General features: G+C 72.2%; 18 protein-coding genes and 1 pseudogene. 9 read left to right on the top strand and 10 right to left on the bottom strand.

Translation table 11 applies throughout. The features are described 5' to 3' along the window. Positions 1–111: 111 nt before the first annotated feature. From O7627_RS25715 to O7627_RS25685, 7 genes and pseudogenes are all read right to left on the bottom strand, one after another. Positions 112–711, bottom strand: coding sequence for a hypothetical protein (locus tag O7627_RS25715; protein WP_278096044.1), 600 nt, complete (start codon positions 709–711; stop codon positions 112–114). Positions 712–734: 23 nt separating this feature from the next. After that, complete coding sequence (locus O7627_RS25710; RefSeq protein ID WP_278096043.1) at positions 735–1,136, bottom strand: Fur family transcriptional regulator; 402 nt, start codon at positions 1,134–1,136, stop codon at positions 735–737. Continuing rightward, complete coding sequence (locus O7627_RS25705; protein WP_278096042.1) at positions 1,133–1,432, bottom strand: metalloregulator ArsR/SmtB family transcription factor; 300 nt, start codon at positions 1,430–1,432, stop codon at positions 1,133–1,135. The genes O7627_RS25710 and O7627_RS25705 overlap by 4 nt, the downstream gene beginning before the upstream one ends. 178 nt (positions 1,433–1,610) lie before the next feature. Then, a pseudogene (locus O7627_RS25700) lies at positions 1,611–2,438 on the bottom strand (metal ABC transporter permease); the annotation flags it as partial. Further along, entirely contained in the window at positions 2,435–3,208 is a 774-nt protein-coding gene (locus O7627_RS25695; RefSeq protein WP_278096041.1) for an ABC transporter ATP-binding protein, read from the bottom strand. The pseudogene O7627_RS25700 and the gene O7627_RS25695, both read right to left, overlap by 4 nt. Beyond that, positions 3,205–4,179, bottom strand: coding sequence for a metal ABC transporter substrate-binding protein (locus O7627_RS25690; RefSeq protein ID WP_278096040.1), 975 nt, complete (start codon positions 4,177–4,179; stop codon positions 3,205–3,207). The genes O7627_RS25695 and O7627_RS25690 overlap by 4 nt, the downstream gene beginning before the upstream one ends. A gap of 62 nt (positions 4,180–4,241) precedes the next feature. After that, positions 4,242–4,499, bottom strand: coding sequence for a hypothetical protein (locus O7627_RS25685; RefSeq protein ID WP_278096039.1), 258 nt, complete (start codon positions 4,497–4,499; stop codon positions 4,242–4,244). A gap of 50 nt (positions 4,500–4,549) precedes the next feature. On the opposite strand from O7627_RS25685, the gene O7627_RS25680 reads away from it, so the two are divergent. The 4 genes from O7627_RS25680 to O7627_RS25665 all read left to right on the top strand — a co-directional run bounded on the left by O7627_RS25680 (position 4,550) and on the right by O7627_RS25665 (position 7,682). Then, positions 4,550–4,891, top strand: a complete 342-nt coding sequence (locus O7627_RS25680; RefSeq protein ID WP_278096038.1) for an antibiotic biosynthesis monooxygenase — start codon at positions 4,550–4,552, stop codon at positions 4,889–4,891. Positions 4,892–5,042: 151 nt separating this feature from the next. Beyond that, the gene (locus O7627_RS25675; protein WP_278098434.1) at positions 5,043–5,540 is read left to right on the top strand and encodes a hypothetical protein; all 498 of its coding nucleotides are present in this window, start codon (positions 5,043–5,045) and stop codon (positions 5,538–5,540) included. A gap of 133 nt (positions 5,541–5,673) precedes the next feature. Continuing rightward, positions 5,674–7,053: a glycine--tRNA ligase gene (locus O7627_RS25670; protein ID WP_278096037.1), complete on the top strand. Its 1,380-nt coding sequence runs from the start codon at positions 5,674–5,676 to the stop codon at positions 7,051–7,053. Between the two features lie 20 nt (positions 7,054–7,073). After that, on the top strand, positions 7,074–7,682 hold the full coding sequence (locus tag O7627_RS25665; protein WP_278096036.1) for an NUDIX hydrolase: 609 nt from the start codon (positions 7,074–7,076) through the stop codon (positions 7,680–7,682). Here O7627_RS25665 and O7627_RS25660 read toward each other — a convergent pair. From O7627_RS25660 to O7627_RS25650, 3 genes are read right to left on the bottom strand one after another with little or no spacing between them, the layout of a single operon-like run. After that, positions 7,671–8,477 (bottom strand): hypothetical protein, encoded by an 807-nt coding sequence (locus O7627_RS25660; RefSeq protein ID WP_278096035.1) that lies wholly within the window; start codon positions 8,475–8,477, stop codon positions 7,671–7,673. The genes O7627_RS25665 and O7627_RS25660 overlap by 12 nt on opposite strands. Then, the gene (locus O7627_RS25655; protein ID WP_278096034.1) at positions 8,474–9,124 is read right to left on the bottom strand and encodes an RNA polymerase sigma factor; all 651 of its coding nucleotides are present in this window, start codon (positions 9,122–9,124) and stop codon (positions 8,474–8,476) included. The genes O7627_RS25660 and O7627_RS25655 overlap by 4 nt, the downstream gene beginning before the upstream one ends. A 59-nt stretch (positions 9,125–9,183) precedes the next feature. Next, positions 9,184–9,576 carry a MerR family transcriptional regulator gene (locus tag O7627_RS25650; protein WP_278096033.1) on the bottom strand — a complete coding sequence of 131 codons (393 nt, stop codon included), beginning with the start codon at positions 9,574–9,576 and terminating at the stop codon, positions 9,184–9,186. Between the two features lie 49 nt (positions 9,577–9,625). Here O7627_RS25650 and O7627_RS25645 point away from each other — a divergent pair, with 49 nt between their 5' ends. From O7627_RS25645 to O7627_RS25625, 5 genes are all read left to right on the top strand, one after another. Next, entirely contained in the window at positions 9,626–10,840 is a 1,215-nt protein-coding gene (locus O7627_RS25645; protein WP_278096032.1) for an MFS transporter, read from the top strand. A gap of 59 nt (positions 10,841–10,899) precedes the next feature. Continuing rightward, the gene (locus tag O7627_RS25640; RefSeq protein WP_278096031.1) at positions 10,900–12,036 is read left to right on the top strand and encodes a sensor histidine kinase; all 1,137 of its coding nucleotides are present in this window, start codon (positions 10,900–10,902) and stop codon (positions 12,034–12,036) included. Next, positions 12,033–12,695: a response regulator transcription factor gene (locus tag O7627_RS25635; RefSeq protein WP_278096030.1), complete on the top strand. Its 663-nt coding sequence runs from the start codon at positions 12,033–12,035 to the stop codon at positions 12,693–12,695. Before O7627_RS25640 ends, O7627_RS25635 begins: the two co-directional genes overlap by 4 nt. A 190-nt stretch (positions 12,696–12,885) precedes the next feature. Next, complete coding sequence (locus tag O7627_RS25630) at positions 12,886–16,071, top strand: hypothetical protein (RefSeq protein ID WP_278096029.1); 3,186 nt, start codon at positions 12,886–12,888, stop codon at positions 16,069–16,071. A gap of 5 nt (positions 16,072–16,076) precedes the next feature. Continuing rightward, complete coding sequence (locus tag O7627_RS25625) at positions 16,077–19,709, top strand: LamG domain-containing protein (RefSeq protein WP_278096028.1); 3,633 nt, start codon at positions 16,077–16,079, stop codon at positions 19,707–19,709. The last annotated feature ends 34 nt before the right edge of the window (positions 19,710–19,743 follow it).

Below are 19,743 nucleotides of genomic sequence, written 5' to 3'. Positions count from 1 at the left end.
GCCAATCGTGGCAGAGACGGGGATGTTAGTCAATGTTGTCAAGATATTGAATCGAGGTCGGCGACGATCCGAGGGAATAATGGCACCCGTCCGAATTGAGGGGATGGTCGGTTAGTTTCGGAGGCCGAGGGAACGCAGTTCGAGAGCCGCCAGACTGTCCACGGTGGATGGATCTGCCTGCCGCCAGGCCGCCGCGACATCCGGCGATATCTTGTGCAGCCTGGACAACGGCTGGGTGGCCAGCGCCCGCAGGGCCAGCAGGTCGCGGCCGGCGGGCGCCGAACGCAGTACCTTCGCGGCGGCGGCCCGGCGCATCCACCGCAGCCGCAGCGGCAGCCAGCCGAACACCACCAGGGCGATCGGGAAGACCACCACCGCCAGCGACAGCCCCAACGCCAGGTCCGCGACCAGGTCCTGCTGGTCGCGGCCGGCGTCGGCCATCGACCGAGCCGCCTCGGCGGCCCGGGTGAATGGCGCGGTCAGTTCGTCGCCGACGATCGGCACCCGGCCGACCTTGCCGCCGGCGTCGGCGAGGTTGTCGGCGAGACCACCGCCGGCACCCTCCAGCTTCTGCCCGGGTACGGCGAGCTTCTCGATCAGGTCGTGCAGCCACATTCCGGCCCGCACCCACAGGTAGACCCAGGCGACGGCGAGCAGGTCGGTGACGAATTGACGGGCGGCGGTGGGGAACCGGTCGGCGTAAATCTTCACGCCGATCAGCGTGCCTCAACCCGTCAGCGGGCGCAGTCCGGGCAGGTGCCGAAGATCTCCAGGGTGTGGCTGACGTCGGCGAACCCGTGCTTGGCCGCGACCCGCTCGGCCCAGGTCTCCACGGCCGGTCCCTCGACCTCGACCGTCCGCCCGCAGGCCCGGCAGACCAGATGATGGTGGTGGCCCTCGCTGCACCGCCGGTAGAGGTGCTCGCCGCCCGGCGGCCGCATCACGTCGACCTCGCCCGCGTCGGCCAGCCCCTGCAGGGTCCGGTAGACGGTGGTGAGGCCGACCCGCTCGCCGCGGTCGCGCAGCATCGCGTGCAGGTCCTGCGCGCTGTGGAAGCCCTCCACCTCGGCGAGCAGGGCGCTGACCGCGCTGCGCTGCCGGGTGTTCCGGACCGCCGTGCTGTCTCCGATCGTCATGTGGCCTCTCCCGCGTGGCTGACGGCATCCGCCACGATATGCGCGATGTGCTCGTCGACCAAGGCGTACGCGATCTCCCGGCCGCGTCGGGAGCCCCGGACCACCCCGGCGCCGCGCAGCACCCGCAGGTGCTGGGAGACCAGCGGCTGGGGCGCCCGCAACTTCTCCACCAGCTCGTGTACGCAGCGTTCGCCCTGGGCCAGCTCGGTGACGATGGCGACCCGGATCGGCGCGGAGAGGGCGCGCAACAGCTCGCCGGCACCCGCGTACGCCTCGTACCCGTTCGAGCTGGTCACCCTGCAACGGTAACCAATACCGCCAGGTCGCCGTCGGGCCGGATCGGACTCAGCGGTCCAGGACCACCTCGGGCGGTTCCAGTTCGGCGGCCGCCGGCCGCGGCTGGCCAACGGCACCGCCGGCGATGGCCGCACCACCGGCCCCAGCCGGCGCGGCGGCACCACTGGTCACCGGCCGGGCCGCCAGCCGGCGGCGGCGTAGCCAACGCCACACCGCCGTCGCCACGGAGACCACCAGGAACGACAGGATCGCCAGTACGACGATGGTGGCGCCGAGCGCGGTGTCGGCGGTGCCGGCCAGCCAGACCCCGGAGCCGGCGGCCAGCAGCCCGAGCCCCATCGCCGTCGCCATGGTGCTCACGAAGCCCTTGGTGAGCTGCTGGGCGGTGGCGACCGGCACCACCATCAGGGCACTGATCAGCAGCAGCCCGACCGCCCGCATGGCGATCGTCACGGTCACCGCGGTGGTCACCGCGAGCAGCAGGTTCAGCGCCCGCACCGGCAGCCCGGAGACCCGGGCGTACTCCTCGTCGTGGCAGATCGCGAAGAGCGCCGGCCGGAGCGCGATCATGGTGACCAGCACCACCGCGCCGAGCACCACGATGGTGACCAGATCCTGCGGCGACGTCGTGGTCAGCGACCCGAACAGGTACGCCATCAGGTTGGCGTTGCTGCTGTTGTCGGAGAGGCCGACGAGCATCACGCCACCGGCGATGCCGCCGTAGAAGAGCAGCGCCAGCGCCACGTCGCCGGAGGTGCGGCCGCGCTCGCGGATCAGCTCGATGGCGACCGCGCCGGCCGCCGCGACGATCACGGCGGCGATCACGGGGGAGCGGTTGAGCAGCAGTCCGACGCCGACGCCGGTGAGCGCCACGTGTCCGACCCCGTCGCCGATCAGGGAGAGCCGCCGTTGCACCAGGTAGATGCCGAGGGCCGGCGCGGCCAGCCCGATGACCAGCGCGCCGACCAGCGCCCGGATCATGAAGTCGTACTGGAAGAGACTCATCGGCCCCACAATCCCGCTGGCTCGTCCGGACCGTGCGGGTGCACGTGGTCGTGGCCGGGCTCCGCGTGGTGCCCGGCCGGCTCCGGAACCGGTCCGTCGTGGGCGATCTCCCCATGGTGTACGACCACCGCGCGGCTGATCAGGGCGGCCAGCGGCCCGAGTTCGTGGGCGACCAGCAGGGCCGTCCCGCCGGTGCCGAGGAAGTCGGCGAGCGCCTCGGTGAACGCGGCCTGACTGGTGGCGTCCACCCCGGCGGTGGGCTCGTCGAGGACGAGCAGTTCCGGCTCGCCGGCCAGCGCGCGGGCGATCAGGGTGCGTTGCTGCTGGCCGCCGGAGAGGGTGGCCACCGGGTCGGCGGCCCGGTCGGCGAGGCCGACGGCGGTCAGGGCGCGCGTCACCGCGGCCCGGTCGGCGGCGCCGGCCGGGCGCAGCACCCCGCGGCGGGCCAGCCGCCCGGAGCCGACCACCTCGGCCACCGTCGCCGGTACGCCGCTGCCGGCGCCCATCCGCTGCGGCACGTAGCCGATCCGGCGCCAGTCGCGGAACCGGCGCAGCGGCACGCCGAACAGGTCGACCGTGCCGCCGGCCAGCGGAACCAGCCCGAGGATGGCGCGGATCAGGGTCGACTTGCCGGAGCCGTTGGCACCCAGGATCGCCACCACCTCGCCGGGGGTGACGGTCAGCGAGACGTCCCGCAGCACGGGGCGGTCGTCGTAGGCGACCACCCCGTGCCGGACGGCGATGACGGGTTCGGCGGTGGCTCCGGTCACGGGCAGCTCAGCGCCGACTTGAGGGTGGTCAGGTTGGTTCGCATGATCGCAAGGTAGTCGTCCTCGCTGCCGGGTTGCAGCCCTTCGATGGGATCGAGCACCGCGGTCTCGGCGCCGACCTCGCGGGCGATGGTCTCGGCGACCTTCGGGCTGACCAGGGTCTCGAAGAAGATGGTGGTGGCGCCGTGTTCGCGGGCCTCCTCGGCCACCTCGGCGAGCCGCTGCGGGGACGGCTCGTCCTCCGGGGTCAGCCCGGTGATGCCGACCTGTTCGAGCTGGTAGCGCTCGGCCAGGTAGCCGAAGGCGGTGTGGCTGACGACGATCTCGCGGCGCTGGCAGTTGGCCAGCCCGGTGGCGTACTCCTGGTCCAGGGTCTCCAGCTCGGTGCGGAGCGTGGCGGCCCGGGCGGTGTAGTCGGCGGCCCGGTCCGGGTCGGCCTGGCCGAGTCGCTGGGCGAGCTGGTCGCCGATGGTGGCCAGCCGGGTCGGGTCGAGCCAGACGTGCGGGTCCTTGCCGCCGGTCTCCTCCTCGGCGTGCTCCTCCTCTTCCTCGCCCTCGTGGCCCTCTTCTTCGTCGTGGCTGTGGCCGCCGGCGCTGGCGTCCAGCAGCGGTTGCACGCCGGCCACGTCGAAGGAGCGGTCCCCGCCGGACTGCTCGATCGCCTCGTCGACCGCCGGCTGGAAGCCCTTGAGATAGACGATCAGCTCGGCCTCGGTCACCTCGCCGACCTGGCCGGGGTTCAGCTCCAGGTCGTGCGGCTCCGCGCCGGGCTTGGCCAGGTTCGTCACGTTGACGCCGTCGCCGCCGACCCGTTCGGCGAGGTACTGCAGCGGGTAGAAGGCGGCCACCACGTCGATCCGGTCGGGATCGGCGCCGGCCGCACCGTCCTCGCCGCACGCGGCGACGCCGGTCAGGGCGAGCAGGGCGGCGGCGGTGGCGGCCAGGGTACGGGGAGCGGAGCGGATCACCATGCCACCCACTCTCCGCGACAATGAGAATGATTGTCAAAAGTGCATGAGTGCATGGGTACGGCTCAGAGAATCTTGATCAACGCGACCGCGACCAGCAGCCCCAACAGCACCAGCCGCACCGCCCGGGTGATCGGCGTCTGCACCGGCCAGGTGGTCACCAGCAGCGCCCCGAGGCCGACCGCCAGCGCCAGCAGCAGCGCCCCGCCGATGATCCCCGGCGCGAAGAGGCCGGCCAGCACGACGACCAGGGCGGCCAGGAACACCCCGGTCGGGTTGGCCCGGGCCAACCGGACCAGCAGGGGGCTCTGCGTAGGCTCCATCACACGGACTCTACGAGGGAGTCCGACCGACCCAGCGAGGGAGGCCGCCGGTGCTGGTCACCAACCGGTTCGTGATCGAGGAGGAGGCCGCCGCGGCGTTCACCGAACGCGCCCACGCCGCACTCGCCGCCCTCGGCGCCCGCCCCGGCTTCCGCCGGGGCCAGCTACTGCGGGCACTGGACGACCCCCGGCAGTGGTCGCTGGTGACCGAGTGGGAGTCGGTCGGCACCTACCGGCGGGCGCTCGGCGCGTTCGAGGTGAAGGTGGCGGCCATCCCGCTGCTGGCCGAGTCGCTGGACGAACCGTCGGCCTACGAACCGCTCGCCGAACTGGGGCCGGACGGCCCGATCCGGGTCCTCGGCAGCGATCGGGCCGCTGGGCCGGGCCGGTGAGCCGGCGGGCACTACCCTTGCCCTCATGACCGCTCCCGGACCGGCCGGCCCACCCGCGCCGTATCCCGGCCCGCCGACTTCAGATCCCGGCCCGTCCGCGCCAGCTCCCGGCCTACCGGCATACCCCGGCCCGCCCGCGGCGTACCCCAACCTGCCCGCGGCGTACCCCGGACCGCCGGAACCGCCGCGCGGACCCGGCGTGCGGCCGCCGTTTCCGGCGCCGCCCTCGGAGGGGCGCACGGCCCGGCTCTGGCTCGGACTGGGCGTCGCCGCGCTGGCCGTCCTGCTCTGCTGCGGCGGCGGATCGGTCGCCCTGGTCGGATTCGCCATCTCCGGTTCGGAGGCGATCAGCGAGCAGGCGCAGGTGGTGGTCGGCGACTACTTCGAGGCGGTCCGCGAGGGCCAGTACGGGGAGGCGTACTCGCTGCTCTGCGACGAGGCGCGCGAGCAGGAGACCCGGGCCGAGTTCGAACGGCGGATCAGCGCCGAGCCGGAGATCGACTCGTACCAGGTCGGCGAGGCGACCTTCGGCATCGAACTGGTCGTCCCGGTCGATGTCAGCTACGCCGGCGGCGGCCGGGACAGCCTGCGGGCGGAGCTGGCCCAGGACAGCCAGGACGCCTCGCTGAAGGTGTGCCGGGTGAGCTGACCCGGTGGGGGTGGCGGGACGCGCCGACCGGCGAGCCGGGTAATCTCGGTGGGCTCAGACCAGCGATGACCGTACCGTTGATCCCGCCGACCTGTTGATCCCGCCGACCGCCAGTCGGCGTAGGAGGAAACCAATGCCAGCCGACCGTATCGACGCCGTCGTCAGCCTCGCCAAGCGCCGGGGCTTCGTCTTCCCGTCGAGCGAGATCTACGGCGGGACCCGGTCGGCGTGGGACTACGGCCCGCTCGGCGTCGAGCTGAAGGAGAACGTCCGCCGGCAGTGGTGGAAGTCGATGGTCCAGCAGCGCGACGACATCGTCGGCCTGGACTCGGCGGTGATCCTGGCCCGGGACGTCTGGGCCGCCTCCGGCCACCTGGACGCCTTCGTGGACCCGCTTACCGAGTGCCAGTCCTGCCACAAACGATTCCGCGCCGACCACCTGGAGGAGGCGTACGAGGCCCGGCACGGTCGCCCACCCGCCGACCTCGCCGAGCTCAACTGCCCGAACTGCGGCAACAAGGGCACCTTCACCGAGCCGCGGATGTTCAACGGCCTGATGAAGACCTACCTCGGCCCGGTGGAGAGCGACGAGGGCCTGCACTACCTGCGGCCGGAGACGGCTCAGGGCATCTTCGTCAACTACAAGAACGTCGAGACCTCGGCCCGCAAGAAGCCGCCGTTCGGCATCGCCCAGGTCGGCAAGTCGTTCCGCAACGAGATCACCCCCGGCAACTTCATCTTCCGTACCCGTGAGTTCGAGCAGATGGAGATGGAGTTCTTCGTCGAACCCGGCACCGACGAGACCTGGCACGAGTACTGGCTGCAGGAGCGCTGGAACTGGTACCTCGACCTGGGCCTCAGCGAGTCGAACCTGCGCTTCTTCGAGCACCCCAAGGAGAAGCTCTCGCACTACTCGAAGCGCACCGTCGACATCGAGTACAAGTTCATGTTCGGCGGCACCGAGTTCTCCGAACTGGAGGGCATCGCCAACCGCACCGACTTCGACCTGACCACGCACAGCAAACACTCCGGCGTCGACCTGTCCTACTTCGACCAGGACAAGGGCGAGCGCTGGGTGCCGTACGTGATCGAGCCGGCCGCCGGCCTGACCCGCGCGGTGCTCGCCTTCCTGCTGGAGGCGTACGACGAGGACGAGGCGCCGAACACCAAGGGCGGTGTCGACAAGCGCACGGTGCTGCGGTTCGACCCCCGGCTCTCCCCGGTCAAGGTGGCGGTGCTGCCGCTGTCGCGCAACCCGGCCCTGTCGCCGAAGGCCCGCGACCTGAGCGCGGCGCTGCGCAAGCGCTGGGTGGTCGAGTTCGACGACTCGCAGGCGATCGGCCGCCGCTACCGGCGCCAGGACGAGATCGGCACTCCGTTCTGCGTCACCGTCGACTTCGACACCCTTGACGACAACGCGGTGACGGTCCGCGACCGGGACACCATGACCCAGGAGCGGATCTCGCTGGACGCGGTCGAGCGGTACCTCATCGACCGGCTGCCGGGCTGCTGACCGGCGACCCGGCAGGTCGCATGTCGACGATCGCGCACTACCACCCGGACACCTGGCAGGCCGACGCCCCGGACTGCGCGCGGTGGCAGATCCGGGGCAGCCGGCCGATCTACGAGAGCCGGTGGGTGTCGCTGAACCTGGTCGACGTGGAGCCGCCGACCGCCGAGGCGTACCAGCATCACGTCATCCGGTTGCCGCACCACTCGGTCTTCGTCGTCGTGCACCACCCGGAGCACGGGGTGCTGCTGCTCTACCGGCACCGGTTCATCACCGACACCACCGGCTTCGAGGTGCCCGCCGGCGGGATCGAGCCCGGCGAGACGCCGGTCGAGGCCGCCGCCCGGGAGGTGCTGGAGGAGACCGGCTGGCGGGTCGACGAACCGCGGGTCTTCGCCACCGTCAACGCCTCGAACGGCCTCACCGACCAGCAGTTCCACCTGGCGTACGCGCGGGCGGTGGAGTGCGTCGGGCCGCCGCAGGACGCCGACGAGGCCGACCAGCTCTACTGGGTGGCCGTACCGCACCTGGCCCGGCTGGTGCACGAGGGTCGGGTCGCGTGCTGCCCGTCCAGCCTGGCCCTGCTGCACACCCTGACCGGCGGCCTGCTCACCACCGGGTCATCGAGCTGACCCGTTCGCGGCGCGGTTGCCGGCCCCGTTCGCCGCGTTGTTGCCCGCGCCGTTCGCATTCGGACCGATGCCCGGCTGGCCGAACGGATTCCGGCCCGGCGGGACGAACGGCGGGGGCCCGGGGAGGCCGCCCGGCGGAAGCGTCGGCGGCGGCCCGACCAGCCGGAGGCAGTAGCCGGTCACCTTGCTGCGATCCCCGGCGGCCTCGATCACCCGCCGCATCGACGGGTGATCCAGGTACCGGCGCCGGGCGTCGGCGTCCTTGATCAGGTAGAGCCGGCAGAGTCCGATGTGCAGGCGCCGGCTGAACGGGCCGAGGTCCGAGTCGTCGTCGACCTCGGGGGTCGTCGGAGCGGGGGGTGCCGGGGCAGGCCGGGACTGGACCGGCCGGGTCGGCGCGGGGGCGGCAGGAGTGGGGCTCGGCGGCGGGGTGGTGGCGACGATCGGCGGCCGGGTTACCGGCTCCCCGCCCTGCGTACTCGCGGCCACGGCGGCGCCCGCGGTGGCCGCCGCCGCGGTCAGCACCGCGACCCAGGTCGTCGCGCTGGCCGTCAACCGGCGGAGGCGGCCGAGCCGCACCGGCGCGACCGGCAAGACCGGCACCGACCGGTCCCGGGCCGCCCGGAAGGCCGCCACGGCGGCGTCCTCACCGGCGAGCTCCCGGCGGCGCGGCGGCGCGGTCGCGGCGGCCAGCAACTCCCAGACCGCACCGTCGGTCTCGGGCGCCTCGGCGAACACGGCCACCAACGGGTCGCGCCCGTCGCCGTCCCCCCGGCGGTGCCGGCCGAAGCTCATGTCATCCCTCCCCACGTCATCCCCTCCGCCTCGGGGGTCTGGGACGTCCCACCCTCAGCTCGCGGTTCGGGAATCCGCCGGGTGACCGGCGGCTCGACCGGCGCGCGGAACCCATCCTGCTCCAGAATCTTGGCCAGCCGTCGCAGCCCTCGATGCGCGGCGGTGCGGACCGCCCCCGCCCGCTTGCCCAGCACCCGTGCCGCCCCCTCGGCATCGAGACCGATGACAATACGCAGCAGCACCGCCTCGGCCTCCTGGCGGGGCAGCCGGGCGATGAACGCGATCGCCGTCCCGGTGCCGATCACCTCGCCGGCCCGCTCCGCGGTGTCCTCGTCGGCGGGCAGCTCGGCCAGCGCGTACGACGGCACCGGCAGCGCCGGCCGCCGTCGCTGCCGGCGCAGGTGGTCCATGGCCCGGTTGCGGGCGATGGTGGCCACCCAGGCCCGGAAGCTGGGGCCGCCGTCGAAGGTGTGCAGGTCGCGGGTCACCTGCAACCACGCCTCCGAGGCGACATCCTCCGCGTCGGCGTCCACCAACGCGGTCAGATACCGCAGCAGCCCGGGTTGCAGGGTGCGGTACAGGAACCGGAACGCCTCCTCGTCGCCGTCCTGGGCGGCGCGTACGGCGTCGGTCAGATCGGTCGGCACGCGCCTGGGTCAATCCGCACGGCTCAGCTCCCCCGTCGAACGTCGAACGCCCGCCAAGGTTATGAGCCCCCGCCACCCGCGGCAAGGGGTGCGCCGCGGAGTCTTCGCAGGTGCCGCGCGACGGCGTCCCTGCTCACGGTCATGCACATGATTCGGCTCTCCAACCGGGCGAGCTCTGCGGTGAACAGGGCAGTCAGCTCGTCGTCCCCGTTCTCCGGCCCGCCCACCGCCGGCCGATCGAGTTGGTCGTCGCGGAGCAGCGGGATGATCAATTTAGTCGTCAGCCCTGATCTGATCAGGCTGCTCACCAGCGACGCCCGGGCCAGGTCGCTCTCCCGGTAATGCCGGTAGCCGCTCGGTGCGCGTTCCGGGGACAGCAGTCCCCGTTCCTCGTAGTAGCGCAGCATCCGGATCGAGATCCCGGTTCGCCGCGACAGCTCACCAATCCGCACGGTCGCTCCCTTGACTCTGCCATCGGTGTGAGACTTTACGGTCCCAGCCATGACCACTCAACCCACCGGGACCCACGTCGACCGGGCGCCCGGGCTGCCCTGGCGGACCCTGCTTCTCCTGTCCGGCGCGGCCTTCGCCACCGTGACCACCGAACTGCTGCCCGCCAGCCTGTTGCTGCAACTCAGCGCCGACCTCGACGTCGCCCAGTCGACCGCGGGCCGGCTGGTCGGCGCCTGGGCCCTGACCGTCGCCGTCGCCAGCATCCCGCTCACCCGACTCGCCGCTCGGATCCCGCGCCGCCGCCTGGTGCCCGTCCTGCTGCTGCTGTTCGCCCTGGCGACCACCGGCACCGCACTCGCCCCCTCGTACGGGTGGACGCTGCTCAGCCGCATCATCGGCGCGGCCACACACGGTCTCTTCTGGTCCCTGCTGGTACCGATCGTGGCCACCCTCGTCCCGCCCGCCCGGGTCGGCCGCGCGGTCTCGGTGGTACTCGCCGGCCCCGCCCTCGCCAGCATCGTCGGCATCCCGCTCGGCGCCGCGGCCGGCGCCGTACTCGGCTGGCGGGTCAGCTTCGCGACGCTGGCGGCGTTGCTCGCCCTGGCCGCTCTCGTGCTGCGTACCCTGCCGCTGCCGGACCCCCCGCGGCCGGTCGGCGCGCGGGCCGGCCGGGACCCGGGCGTGCGGGCCGTACTCCGCGTCGCGGTGGCAGCCGGTCTGGTCCTCACCGGCCACTTCCTGCTCTACACCTACATCGCGCCGCTGCTCGAACTCTTCGGGGGGTACGACAGCGTCACCGCGGCCACCCTGCTGTTCGTCTTCGGAGCCGCCGGAGTGGCTGGCACCGCCGGGGCCGGACTGCTGTCCGACCGTTATCCACGACAGGCGCTGGGCTGGGTCAGCACCGCCTTCGCCGCCAGCGCCGCCTCCCTGCTGGTGCTCGACCGTCAGCTGGTCGTGGCGGTGGTGGTGATCGCGGGCTGGGGTCTGCTCATCGGCCTGCTGCCGCCGGTCCTGCAGACCCACCTGCTGCGGATCGCCGCCCCGGGCCGGGAGGCCGCCTCCGGAGCGATCGGAATCACCGTGCTCAATCTCGGGATCGGCGCCGGGGCGACCCTGGGCGGGTTGGTGATCGACCACCGCCAGCCGGGGGACCTGCCCCTGGTCGCGGCCGCCGTTATCGCCGTCGCCGCCACCGCGCTCATGATCGAGGGCCGCCCGGCCCGGCCCGCCGCCACCGACGCCGACGGGGGACGGAGGTGACCTGGCCGGTCGTACTTTGGGCCGATCCGGTGTGGTCCCCGGCTTCGTACGATTGATCCGTGCCCGGTCTGCTGCGCTCCGTGTGGAACGAGCCGCGCCCACCGCACGTCCCCCCACTGAGTTGGCGGGACTGGGCGCTGGTCGTGCTGCTGATCCCGGCGGCCGTCGTCGAGGGCGTGCTCCGGCCCGAGCTGCCCTGGCGGACGCTGTCGGTGCTGGTCACGGTCGGGCTGGTTCCGCTGCTGCTGTGGCGCCGGTCGGCGCCGCTGCCGGCGGTCGCGGTCGGCTTCGGCGTCTGCGCCGTGGTCTCGGTGCCGACCGACGGCGGACCCGACCTCAACGTGCTGGTCTTCATGCTGCTGTTGGCGTACTCCCTGATCCGCTGGGGATCGGGGCGCCAGATCGTGGCCGGCACCGCGATCATCGTCGGCAAGCTCGGCCTGTCGCTCGCCCTCGGGCACCTCGGCCTCGGTGATCTCGTCGCCGGTCTGATCGTGCTGACCTCCGCCGGGGCGATCGGTGCGGCGCTGCGCTGGCGGTCCCGGGCCCGCCAGCGCGAGCTGGACCAGGTGAAACTCCTGGAACGGGAACGGCTCGCCCGGGACCTGCACGACACCGTCGCGCACCACGTCTCGGCGATGGCGATCCGTGCCCAGGCCGGCCTGGCCACCGCCGGCACCCACCCGGACGCGGCGGCCGACGCGCTGCGGGTGATCGAGGCCGAGGCGTCCCGGGCGCTGGCCGAGATGCGCGGCATGGTCCGGGTGCTGCGCCGCGACGAGCCGGTCGAGCTGACCCCCACCCCCCGGGTCGGTGACCTCGAAGGGCTGGCCGACCCGTCGCGCCCCGGCCCGGCCGTCGACGTCCAGATCAGCGGCGCGGTCGACGACCTGCCGCCGGCGGTCGCGGCGGCCGTCTACCGGCTCGCCCAGGAGTCGGTCACCAACGCCCGCCGGCACGCCCGGCACGCGAAACGGATCGAGGTCCGGGTCGCCGCCGACGACCAGACGGTACGGCTGCGGGTCAGCGACGACGGCGAGCCCGCCCTCGGCCGGACCACCGGCACCGGGTACGGCCTGGTCGGCATGATCGAGCGGGCCGGGCTGCTCGGCGGTACCTGCGAGGCCGGCCCCGACCCGGACCGGGGCTGGACGGTGACGGCGACCCTGCCGCGGACCGCGCCGGGGCCGCGGTGACCGTGCGGGTGCTGGTCGCCGACGACCAGGAGATCGTCCGGACCGGCCTCACGATGATCCTCAACGCCCAACCCGGCATCGAGGTGATCGGCGAGGCCGCCGACGGCCGGCAGGCGGTCGAGCTGGCCCGGCGGCTGCGCCCCGACGTCTGCCTCTTCGACATCCGGATGCCCCGGCTCGACGGCATCGAGGCGACCCGGTCGCTGGCCGGTCCGGCGGTCGCCGACCCGCTCGCCGTCGTCGTCATCACCACCTTCGACCTGGACGAGTACGTCTACGCGGCGCTGCGCGCCGGGGCCCGCGGCTTCCTGCTCAAGGACGCCGGCCCGACACTGCTCACCCATGCCGTGCAGGCCGCTGCCGCCGGTGACGCGCTGATCGCGCCGAGCGTCACCACCCGGCTGCTGCGGGCGTTCGCCGACGCCGGGCCGGCGCAGCCGCCGCGCCAGCCGATCGAGCCGCTGACCGGCCGGGAGGAGGAGGTCCTGGCCGCGGTGGCCCGGGGCCGCACGAACAGTGAGATCGCCGCGGAGCTGTTCATCACGTTGAGCACCGTGAAGACACACATCGCCAGCCTGATGGCGAAGCTCGGCGCCCGGAACCGGGTCGAGATCGCGATGTGGGCGTACGAGACCCGCCGGGTCGGCCGGTCAGTCTAGGGGTGTCTCTCACTTGGAGGGCCGTCGACTTGCGGCGAAGGCCAGATCAGTATCCACTGTGGCCGTTCTAAGTCAGTGCCGTTGGTGAGGCCAGGAGGGCGATCACGTCAGATATTTATTGACAGTCACCTAACCGCCCCGTAGCGTCATGATCCGCTGACTCGGACGTCTCGCTGCGGGGGAGGACCGGATGGCCGTGGATGGCTGGCATGTACCCACGTCCAGGCCACGGTGGACGGTGATATTGACTGCCGCAGCGGTGGTGCTGGCCGTCGCTGCCGTGGTCAACGTCGACGATCCGCGCCGGTTCGGTGCGGTACCCGCTGCACCGGCGACAGAGGAGGGTCGCGCCTTGCTTGCGGCCCGCGACAGCGGCCGACCGGTGCGCGTCCACGGGCAGACCTCCGCAACCACCGAGGTCTGGGCCCGACCGGATGGCCAGCTTGAGGCGAAGATCTCCGCAGACGTGGTCCGGGTTCGCCGCGATGGCGGCTGGGTGCCGGTCGACCTGCAGCTTCGTCGCGCCACAGACGGGTCGGTCGCCCCCGTCGCCCACCCGAACGAACTGCGGATCTCCGGCCCCCGCCCGGCCGGCACCCACGAGCTGGCCACCGTGGGACATGGTCCGGCCCGAGTCGCGATGAGCTGGACCGGTGCGCTGCCCGAGCCACGGCTCGCCGGACCGGTCGCTACCTACCCCGAGGTGCTGCCCGGTGTGGACCTGGTGGTGCGGGCCACCCGGATCGGGTTCGAGCAGCTTCTGACGGTCAAGAACCAGGACGCGGCCGACCTGGTACGCGATGTCCCACTCACCCTGACCGGGCCCGGCGTCGCCGGACACCACCATGACGAGCGAGGCGGCATCGTTCTCACCGGCGCAGACGGCGCCACCCTGGCCACCGTGCCCGCACCGGCGATGTGGGACGCCCAGACCACCCCGGCCGGTACGCCGGCCCGAATCGCCCCGATCCACACCACCGTCACCGCCCGCACCGGCGGCGTCGACCTGCTATTGCGACCCGACGCCGACTGGCTCGACTCACCCGACACGGTCTACCCGGTGACCCTCGATCCGACGGTCAACCCGCTGTCCACCACCTTCGACGCGTACGTCCGGGAGAGCGTCACCACCAACCAGAGCGGCACCGCCGACCTGCAGATCGGCCTGCTCGCCACCAGCCCGCCGACGATCACCCGGTCGTTCGTCACCTGGAACGCGGCCGTGCTGGCCGGCAAGCAGATCAACTCGGCGACCGTCCACTTCTGGAACTGGTGGTCACACACCTGCACCCCGAAAGCGTGGGAGATCTGGAGCACCGGTGCGGCAAGCACCGCCACCCGGTGGACCAACCAGCCGGCGTGGCTGCACCACGAGGCGACCTCCACGATGACCAAGGGATACGACGCCGAGTGTGACGACGGCTGGTCGACGATCAATGGCACCGCGTTCTTCCAGCGGGCGGCGACCGCCGGCGCCAGCCAGGCACACATGGGCATCCGCGCGACCGACGAGACCGACACCACCACGTTCAAGCAGTTCCGCTCCCGGGAAACCACCGCCACCTCGCAGGTGCCGTACGCGGTGGTCACCTACAACTCGTGGCCGACTGTCACCGCCCGGTCCACGGTCCCGGCCACCGCCTGCGTCACCGGCACCGGCCGGCCCCTTGTCAACACCCTCACCCCGCAACTGCGGGCCACCGTCTCCGACGGTGACGGCACCGCGATGTCGGTGGAGTTCGAATGGTGGGCCCTCGGCGCGTCGGCGCCGCTCGGCGGCCAGACCGTCGCCAACGTCACCTCCGGTGCCACCGCCAGCGTCACCGTTCCGGCCGGCGCCTTCACCGACGGCGGCCGGTACCGGTGGCGGGTCCGGGCCAACGACGGGGTCAGCGGCAGCGCGGTGTGGACCGGCTTCTGTGAGATGACGGTGTACGTCACGGTGCCGCCGGTGGAGGGCTGCGAGGGCGGGGTCGCCAACGACTACAACGGCGACGGGCTGACCGACGTCGCCATCGCCGACCCGGAGGCATCCGTCGCCGGGCAGGCCAAGGCCGGTCAGGTTCATGTTCGCTACGGCGGCGCCGGCACCGTCGACACGCTGCACGAGAACAACGCTCAGGTGCCCGGCGGGGCCGAAGCCGGCGACCAGTTCGGGTTCGCGCTGGCAAGCTACGACGTCAACAACGACGGCTGCACCGACCTGGCGGTCGGGGCCCCGTATGAGGACCTGGACGGCAAGGCCGACGTCGGCGCCGTCTACGTACTTCTCGGCTCCCCGAACGGGCTCACGAAAGGTCCGACGTCGCTGGTCCACCACCAGGGCCAGGCGGTGTTCCCGGAGACGGCCGAGGCCGGCGACTGGTTCGGATTCTCACTCGCGGCCGGCCACACCGCCACCGGCGAGGCGTTCCTGCTGATCGGCGCGCCCGGTGAGGACGTCGGCGCCGCCGCGGACACCGGCGTCGTGCACTACCTGCGCGGCACCGCGAACATCCTGCTCAGCCAGGGAGGCAACGGCGTGGCCGGAGCGCTGGAGAACGACGATATGACCGGCTACGCGCTGGCCGCGTCGAGTCACCACTTCGCCATCGGCTCGCCCGGCGAGGCGATCGGCACCGAGGTCTTCGCCGGCGGTGTCAATGTTCTCAGCCACCAGTACACCGCCGGCCGGCCGACGCTTGTCGCCGCGCTTGACCAGAACCGGGCCGACGTGTGGGGCACCTCCACCGCCAACGACACGTTCGGCAAGTCGCTGTCCATGGTCGACTACCGCTCGGCCGGCGCGGCGGCCGGCGGCACCGATTCGTTCCTCGCGGTCGGCGTCCCCGGCAAGGAGTACGGCCCGACCGGCATCGTCGACACCGGCGTCGTGCAGCGGTTCCACATCACCGACAGCGGCTTCACCGAACTGCCGGTGATCGCCCAGCATATCGTCGGCATCCCGAGCGGTGACGAGGAGGGCGACTACTTCGGCGAGCGGGTGCACCTGGTGAATCTCGCACCCGGTTCGGAGGCGACGGCACAGAACCTGCTGCTCGCCGTTTCCGCGCCCGGCGAGGACACCGGGTCGGCGGCCGACGCCGGGGTGGTCCTGGTGTTCGGCGCGGCCGCGAACCCGATCAGCGGGTACGCCACGGTCGAGCGCGGTGCCGCAGGACTGTCGGGCACGCCGATCGCTCAGGAACTCATCGGCGTGTCGATCGCCGGCGACCAGACCCATCTCTACGTCGCCAGCCCGTACCAGGAACGGGCGGTCTACGCCCTGCCCTGGTCGGCGCTGGCCACCGGCTCGGCCACGCCACAACACGTGTGGCGGGCCGGCGAAGGAGGCTTCCCGGCCGCAGCGGTCGCCTTCGGTGCGGCGGTGAACTGATGGCCATGATCGGCAATTGGGACGGCACCACGGGGGAGGGCAGTGACGTGATCGGTGGCAGGCGGAAGATCGGCTGGCAGCGCGGGCTGGGGCTCAGTCTCGGTCTGGTCGCGCTGCTCACCGCGTACACGGTGGTGGACCGACCGGCGACCGGCGGCCCGGAACCGACGACGCCGGCGGTGGCCCCGGCGCTGCTGCCGGCCGTCGCTGAGGGCAATGTCCGGCAGACCGAGGCCGAGGCGTTCGCCCACGCGGTCGAGAGCGGCGAACGGATCGAAATCGGTGCGCTGCGGGGTGAGAGCACGCAGACGTTCGCCAACCCGGACGGCACCCTGACCTCGGTGCAGCACGCCCAGCCGTTCCGGGTGGTGCGCGACGGCCGCTGGGTACCGGTCGATGCGACGCTGATCGCCGCGGCCGACGGCAGCATCGGCCCCCGGGCCGCCACACTCGGGCTGCGACTGTCCGGCGGCGGCGACACCCCCCTGGTACGGGTGGAGCGCGCCGGCCGCGGCATGAACCTCGACTGGCCGGGCGCGCTGCCCGAGCCGACCATCGACGGCGACCAGGTCACCTACGCCAACGTGCTGCCGGACGTGGACCTGACGGTCAACGTCGAGGTGACCGGGTTCTCACACGTGCTTGTGGTCAAGACGCCAGAGGCCGCGCAGCAGCCGGAACTGGCCGCGCTGCAGTTCACCCTGGACACTACCGGGCTGACCGTGCGGGACAGCCCCGAAGGCGGGCTCGTCGCCGTGGACGAGGCGACCGGCGCGCCGGTGCTGGAAGCCGCAGCCCCGGTGATGTGGGACTCGGGCGAGACGGGGCCGGCACCGCAGGGCCGGGCCGCGACCGGCGCCGTGGACACCAACGCCGCCGGGTCCGCGCCGCCGGGCGCCAGCCTCGCTCCGGTGGACTGGCGGATCGACGGCGACACCCTCACCCTCCTGCCCGACCAGGCGATGCTCGCCTCTCCGAACACCCGCTGGCCGGTCTACATCGACCCGGTCTGGCAGGACACTCGCAACAGCGGCTGGGCAATGGTCGCCAGCGGGTTCGAAAACCAGTCGTACTGGAAGTTCTCCGGCGATGAGGGGGTCGGCGAGTGCCCGGTCTCCTCCGGCTGGTGTAACGGTGTCGGCGTCAAGCGGCTGTACTACGCGCTGCCGACGCCGTATTCGGGGCGGACCATCCTGAGCGCCGAGTTTCTGGTCACGATGACCCACACGGCCAGCAGTTCGGCGCGCAACGTCTCGCTCTACCGATCCTCCTCCGGCATCAGTTCCGGCACGAAGTGGAGCAACCAGCCGGGAACCGGTGTCCTGCAGCAGACCAAGGCACCGACCGCGACGCGGAGTTCCTGCACCTCGACAAATCAGAACGTCGGCTTCAACGCCACAGCGGCGGTCACGGAGGCGGTGAACAAAGGCTGGTCCACCACGACGTTCGGGCTGCGCGCCGCGAACGAGAGCGACGACAGCGCGTGGAAGCGGTTCTGCGGCAATGCGATCCTGTCGGTCAACTACAACCGGCCGCCGAGCCAGCCGAAGCAGTCCGAGTTGACCATGTCCCCGGGTGGGCAGTGCGTGACCGGCGCCGGCCGTCCGTACGTGGACACTCCGCCGACCCTGTACATGGTGCTGCGCGACCCGGACCACAGCTCGTCGCATACCGAGCAGGTCCACGGCCAGATCCTCTACTACTGGTACGACGACTCCGGCACCCGGATCAACAACTATGTCACCACCGGCTGGAAGGCCAGCGGCTCCCGATTCCAGTACACCCTGCCGTCGAACATCCCCAAGGACAGAGTGATCACCTGGGAGGTGCGGGCCGGGGACTCGGAAGTCTGGGGTCCGTGGAGTTGGGAATTCGACCCACAGACGAACTGCCAGTTCATCTACGACGACGAGGCGCCGGCCGCGCCGGCGATCGACTCGCCGGAGTACCTGCCGCTCAATGCGGGCACCGACGACGTCGCCTGCGCCGAGGACAACGAGCACCGGGGCGCGGTCGGCGTCTACGGCACCTTCACCTTCGACTCGGAGTCAAGCGACGCGGTCCGCTACCTTTACGGTTTCAACACCAACCCGTCGCCGAGCAACGAACTGGTGCCCGCCACCGGTGGCGGCCCGGTCTCGGTGCGTTGGATGCCGGTCAACGACGGGCCGAATTTCGTCACCGTGCAGGCGGTCGACCAGGCCGGCCTGCGCTCGGCGATCGCCAGCTGTGCCTTCTCGGTGCCGACCCGGCTGGCCGCTGGCGAGTGGGGGCTCGGTGAGGCGGCCGGCGCCGCGGCGGCCGGCGACGCCCGCGGTAACCATCCGGCGGTCGCCGGCGCCGCGGCGACGTTCGGTGTGCCCGGACCGGGCTGCGGTGGCTCCGGCGCGCAGTGCCAGTTCGACCGGGCGATCCGGTTCACCGGAAACGCCGCCGACAGCTACCTCACGACGACCAGTTCCGCGCTTGTCGACACGTCGACCGGCTTCGGCGTCAGCGCCTGGGTGCGGCTGACCGACGACACCACCGACCGGGTCGCGATCAGCCAGGACGGCAGCGGCGAGCCCGGTTTCACCCTCGGCTTCGACGCCGCGACAGGCAGATGGGCGTTCAGGATTCCGGCGACCGACGTGCTGTCGCTGGGCGGCTGGTCGGTGGCCAGCACCGTCCCGGCGGTCCGCGACGAGTGGACGCATCTGGCCGCCGCGTACGACCCGGAGTTGAGGACCATGACGCTGTACGTCAACGGTGACGTCCAGCCGACCGCGCAGCGCCGTTCGGCGTGGAAGTCCCGGGGCGCGGTCCAGATCGGCCGGGCGTACGCCCGCAGCGGCCACACAGCCGGCTGGGCCGGTGAGTTGGCCGATGTCGCCGTCTTCGACCGGGTCCTGGTGTCCCGCGAGGTCAGCGAGTTGTCCCTGCTTCGCCCGGTCCGCCTCGGCTACTGGCCGCTGGACGACGTCTCCGACGATCGCAGCCCCGAGTACGACGACGAGAACGGGCAGGAACTGCTGCTGGAGGGCGGTGCCCACCTGTACTCACCGGACCTAGACGCGGACCCGTTCGCCGAGCCGGCCCTGGCCGGTGGCGGGCACCTGGTGCTCGACGGGGTCGATGACCGGGCCCGCACCGAGGCCCCGGTGGCGGTGACCGACGGCAGCTTCACCGTCGCCGCCCGGGTCCGGTTGCCCAGCCCGACCTGTGGTGGCCGGGACCAGGCGGTGCTCTCCCAGGCCGGCGGTACGGCCAGCGCGTTCGTCATCCGCTGCGGCAGCGCTGACCGCTGGGAACTGGTGCTGCCGCAGAGCGACACCAACGACCCGGAGGCGACCGTGGTCTTCGACGGCAGTTTGCTGCCCAGCGCGGACCAGCACGGCCAGCACCTGGCGGTCGTCTACGACGCGTTCCGCGACGAGGCGCGCTTCTACGTCAACGGGCAGGTCGCCGCGACCGGCACGGCCCCCTACGCCGCCGGCTGGCGGGCGGACGGGCCGCTGCAGGTGGGCCGGGCGCTGCACAACGGCAGCTTCGGCCAGTATCTGGGCGGTGTCGTCGACGAGGTGCGGGTCTACACCGGGGTCGCCGACGACACGACCATCCAGCGGATGGCCGATCCTGATCCCGACCCGTACCTCTGATCCGATGATCCGACGCGTTGTCGTCCGCCCGCTT

The organism is Solwaraspora sp. WMMD1047, assembly GCF_029626155.1.
Taxonomy (GTDB): Bacteria; Actinomycetota; Actinomycetes; order Mycobacteriales; family Micromonosporaceae; genus WMMD1047.
The sequence above is the reverse complement of the archived record's forward strand: the minus strand, read 5'-3'. Positions and strand labels throughout refer to the sequence as shown.

Bases quoted from the DNA above. Each gene is read 5' to 3' on its own strand.
- O7627_RS25670 (WP_278096037.1), top strand. From the start codon at position 5,674: ATGCCAGCCGACCGTATCGACGCCGTCGTCAGCCTCGCCAAGCGCCGG.
- O7627_RS25665 (WP_278096036.1), top strand. From the start codon at position 7,074: ATGTCGACGATCGCGCACTACCACCCGGACACCTGGCAGGCCGACGCC.
- O7627_RS25690 (WP_278096040.1), bottom strand. From the start codon at position 4,179: ATGGTGATCCGCTCCGCTCCCCGTACCCTGGCCGCCACCGCCGCCGCC.
- O7627_RS25710 (WP_278096043.1), bottom strand. From the start codon at position 1,136: ATGACGATCGGAGACAGCACGGCGGTCCGGAACACCCGGCAGCGCAGC.
- O7627_RS25625 (WP_278096028.1), top strand. From the start codon at position 16,077: ATGATCGGCAATTGGGACGGCACCACGGGGGAGGGCAGTGACGTGATC.
- O7627_RS25660 (WP_278096035.1), bottom strand. From the start codon at position 8,477: ATGAGCTTCGGCCGGCACCGCCGGGGGGACGGCGACGGGCGCGACCCG.
- O7627_RS25645 (WP_278096032.1), top strand. From the start codon at position 9,626: ATGACCACTCAACCCACCGGGACCCACGTCGACCGGGCGCCCGGGCTG.
- O7627_RS25685 (WP_278096039.1), bottom strand. From the start codon at position 4,499: ATGGAGCCTACGCAGAGCCCCCTGCTGGTCCGGTTGGCCCGGGCCAAC.
- O7627_RS25630 (WP_278096029.1), top strand. From the start codon at position 12,886: ATGGCCGTGGATGGCTGGCATGTACCCACGTCCAGGCCACGGTGGACG.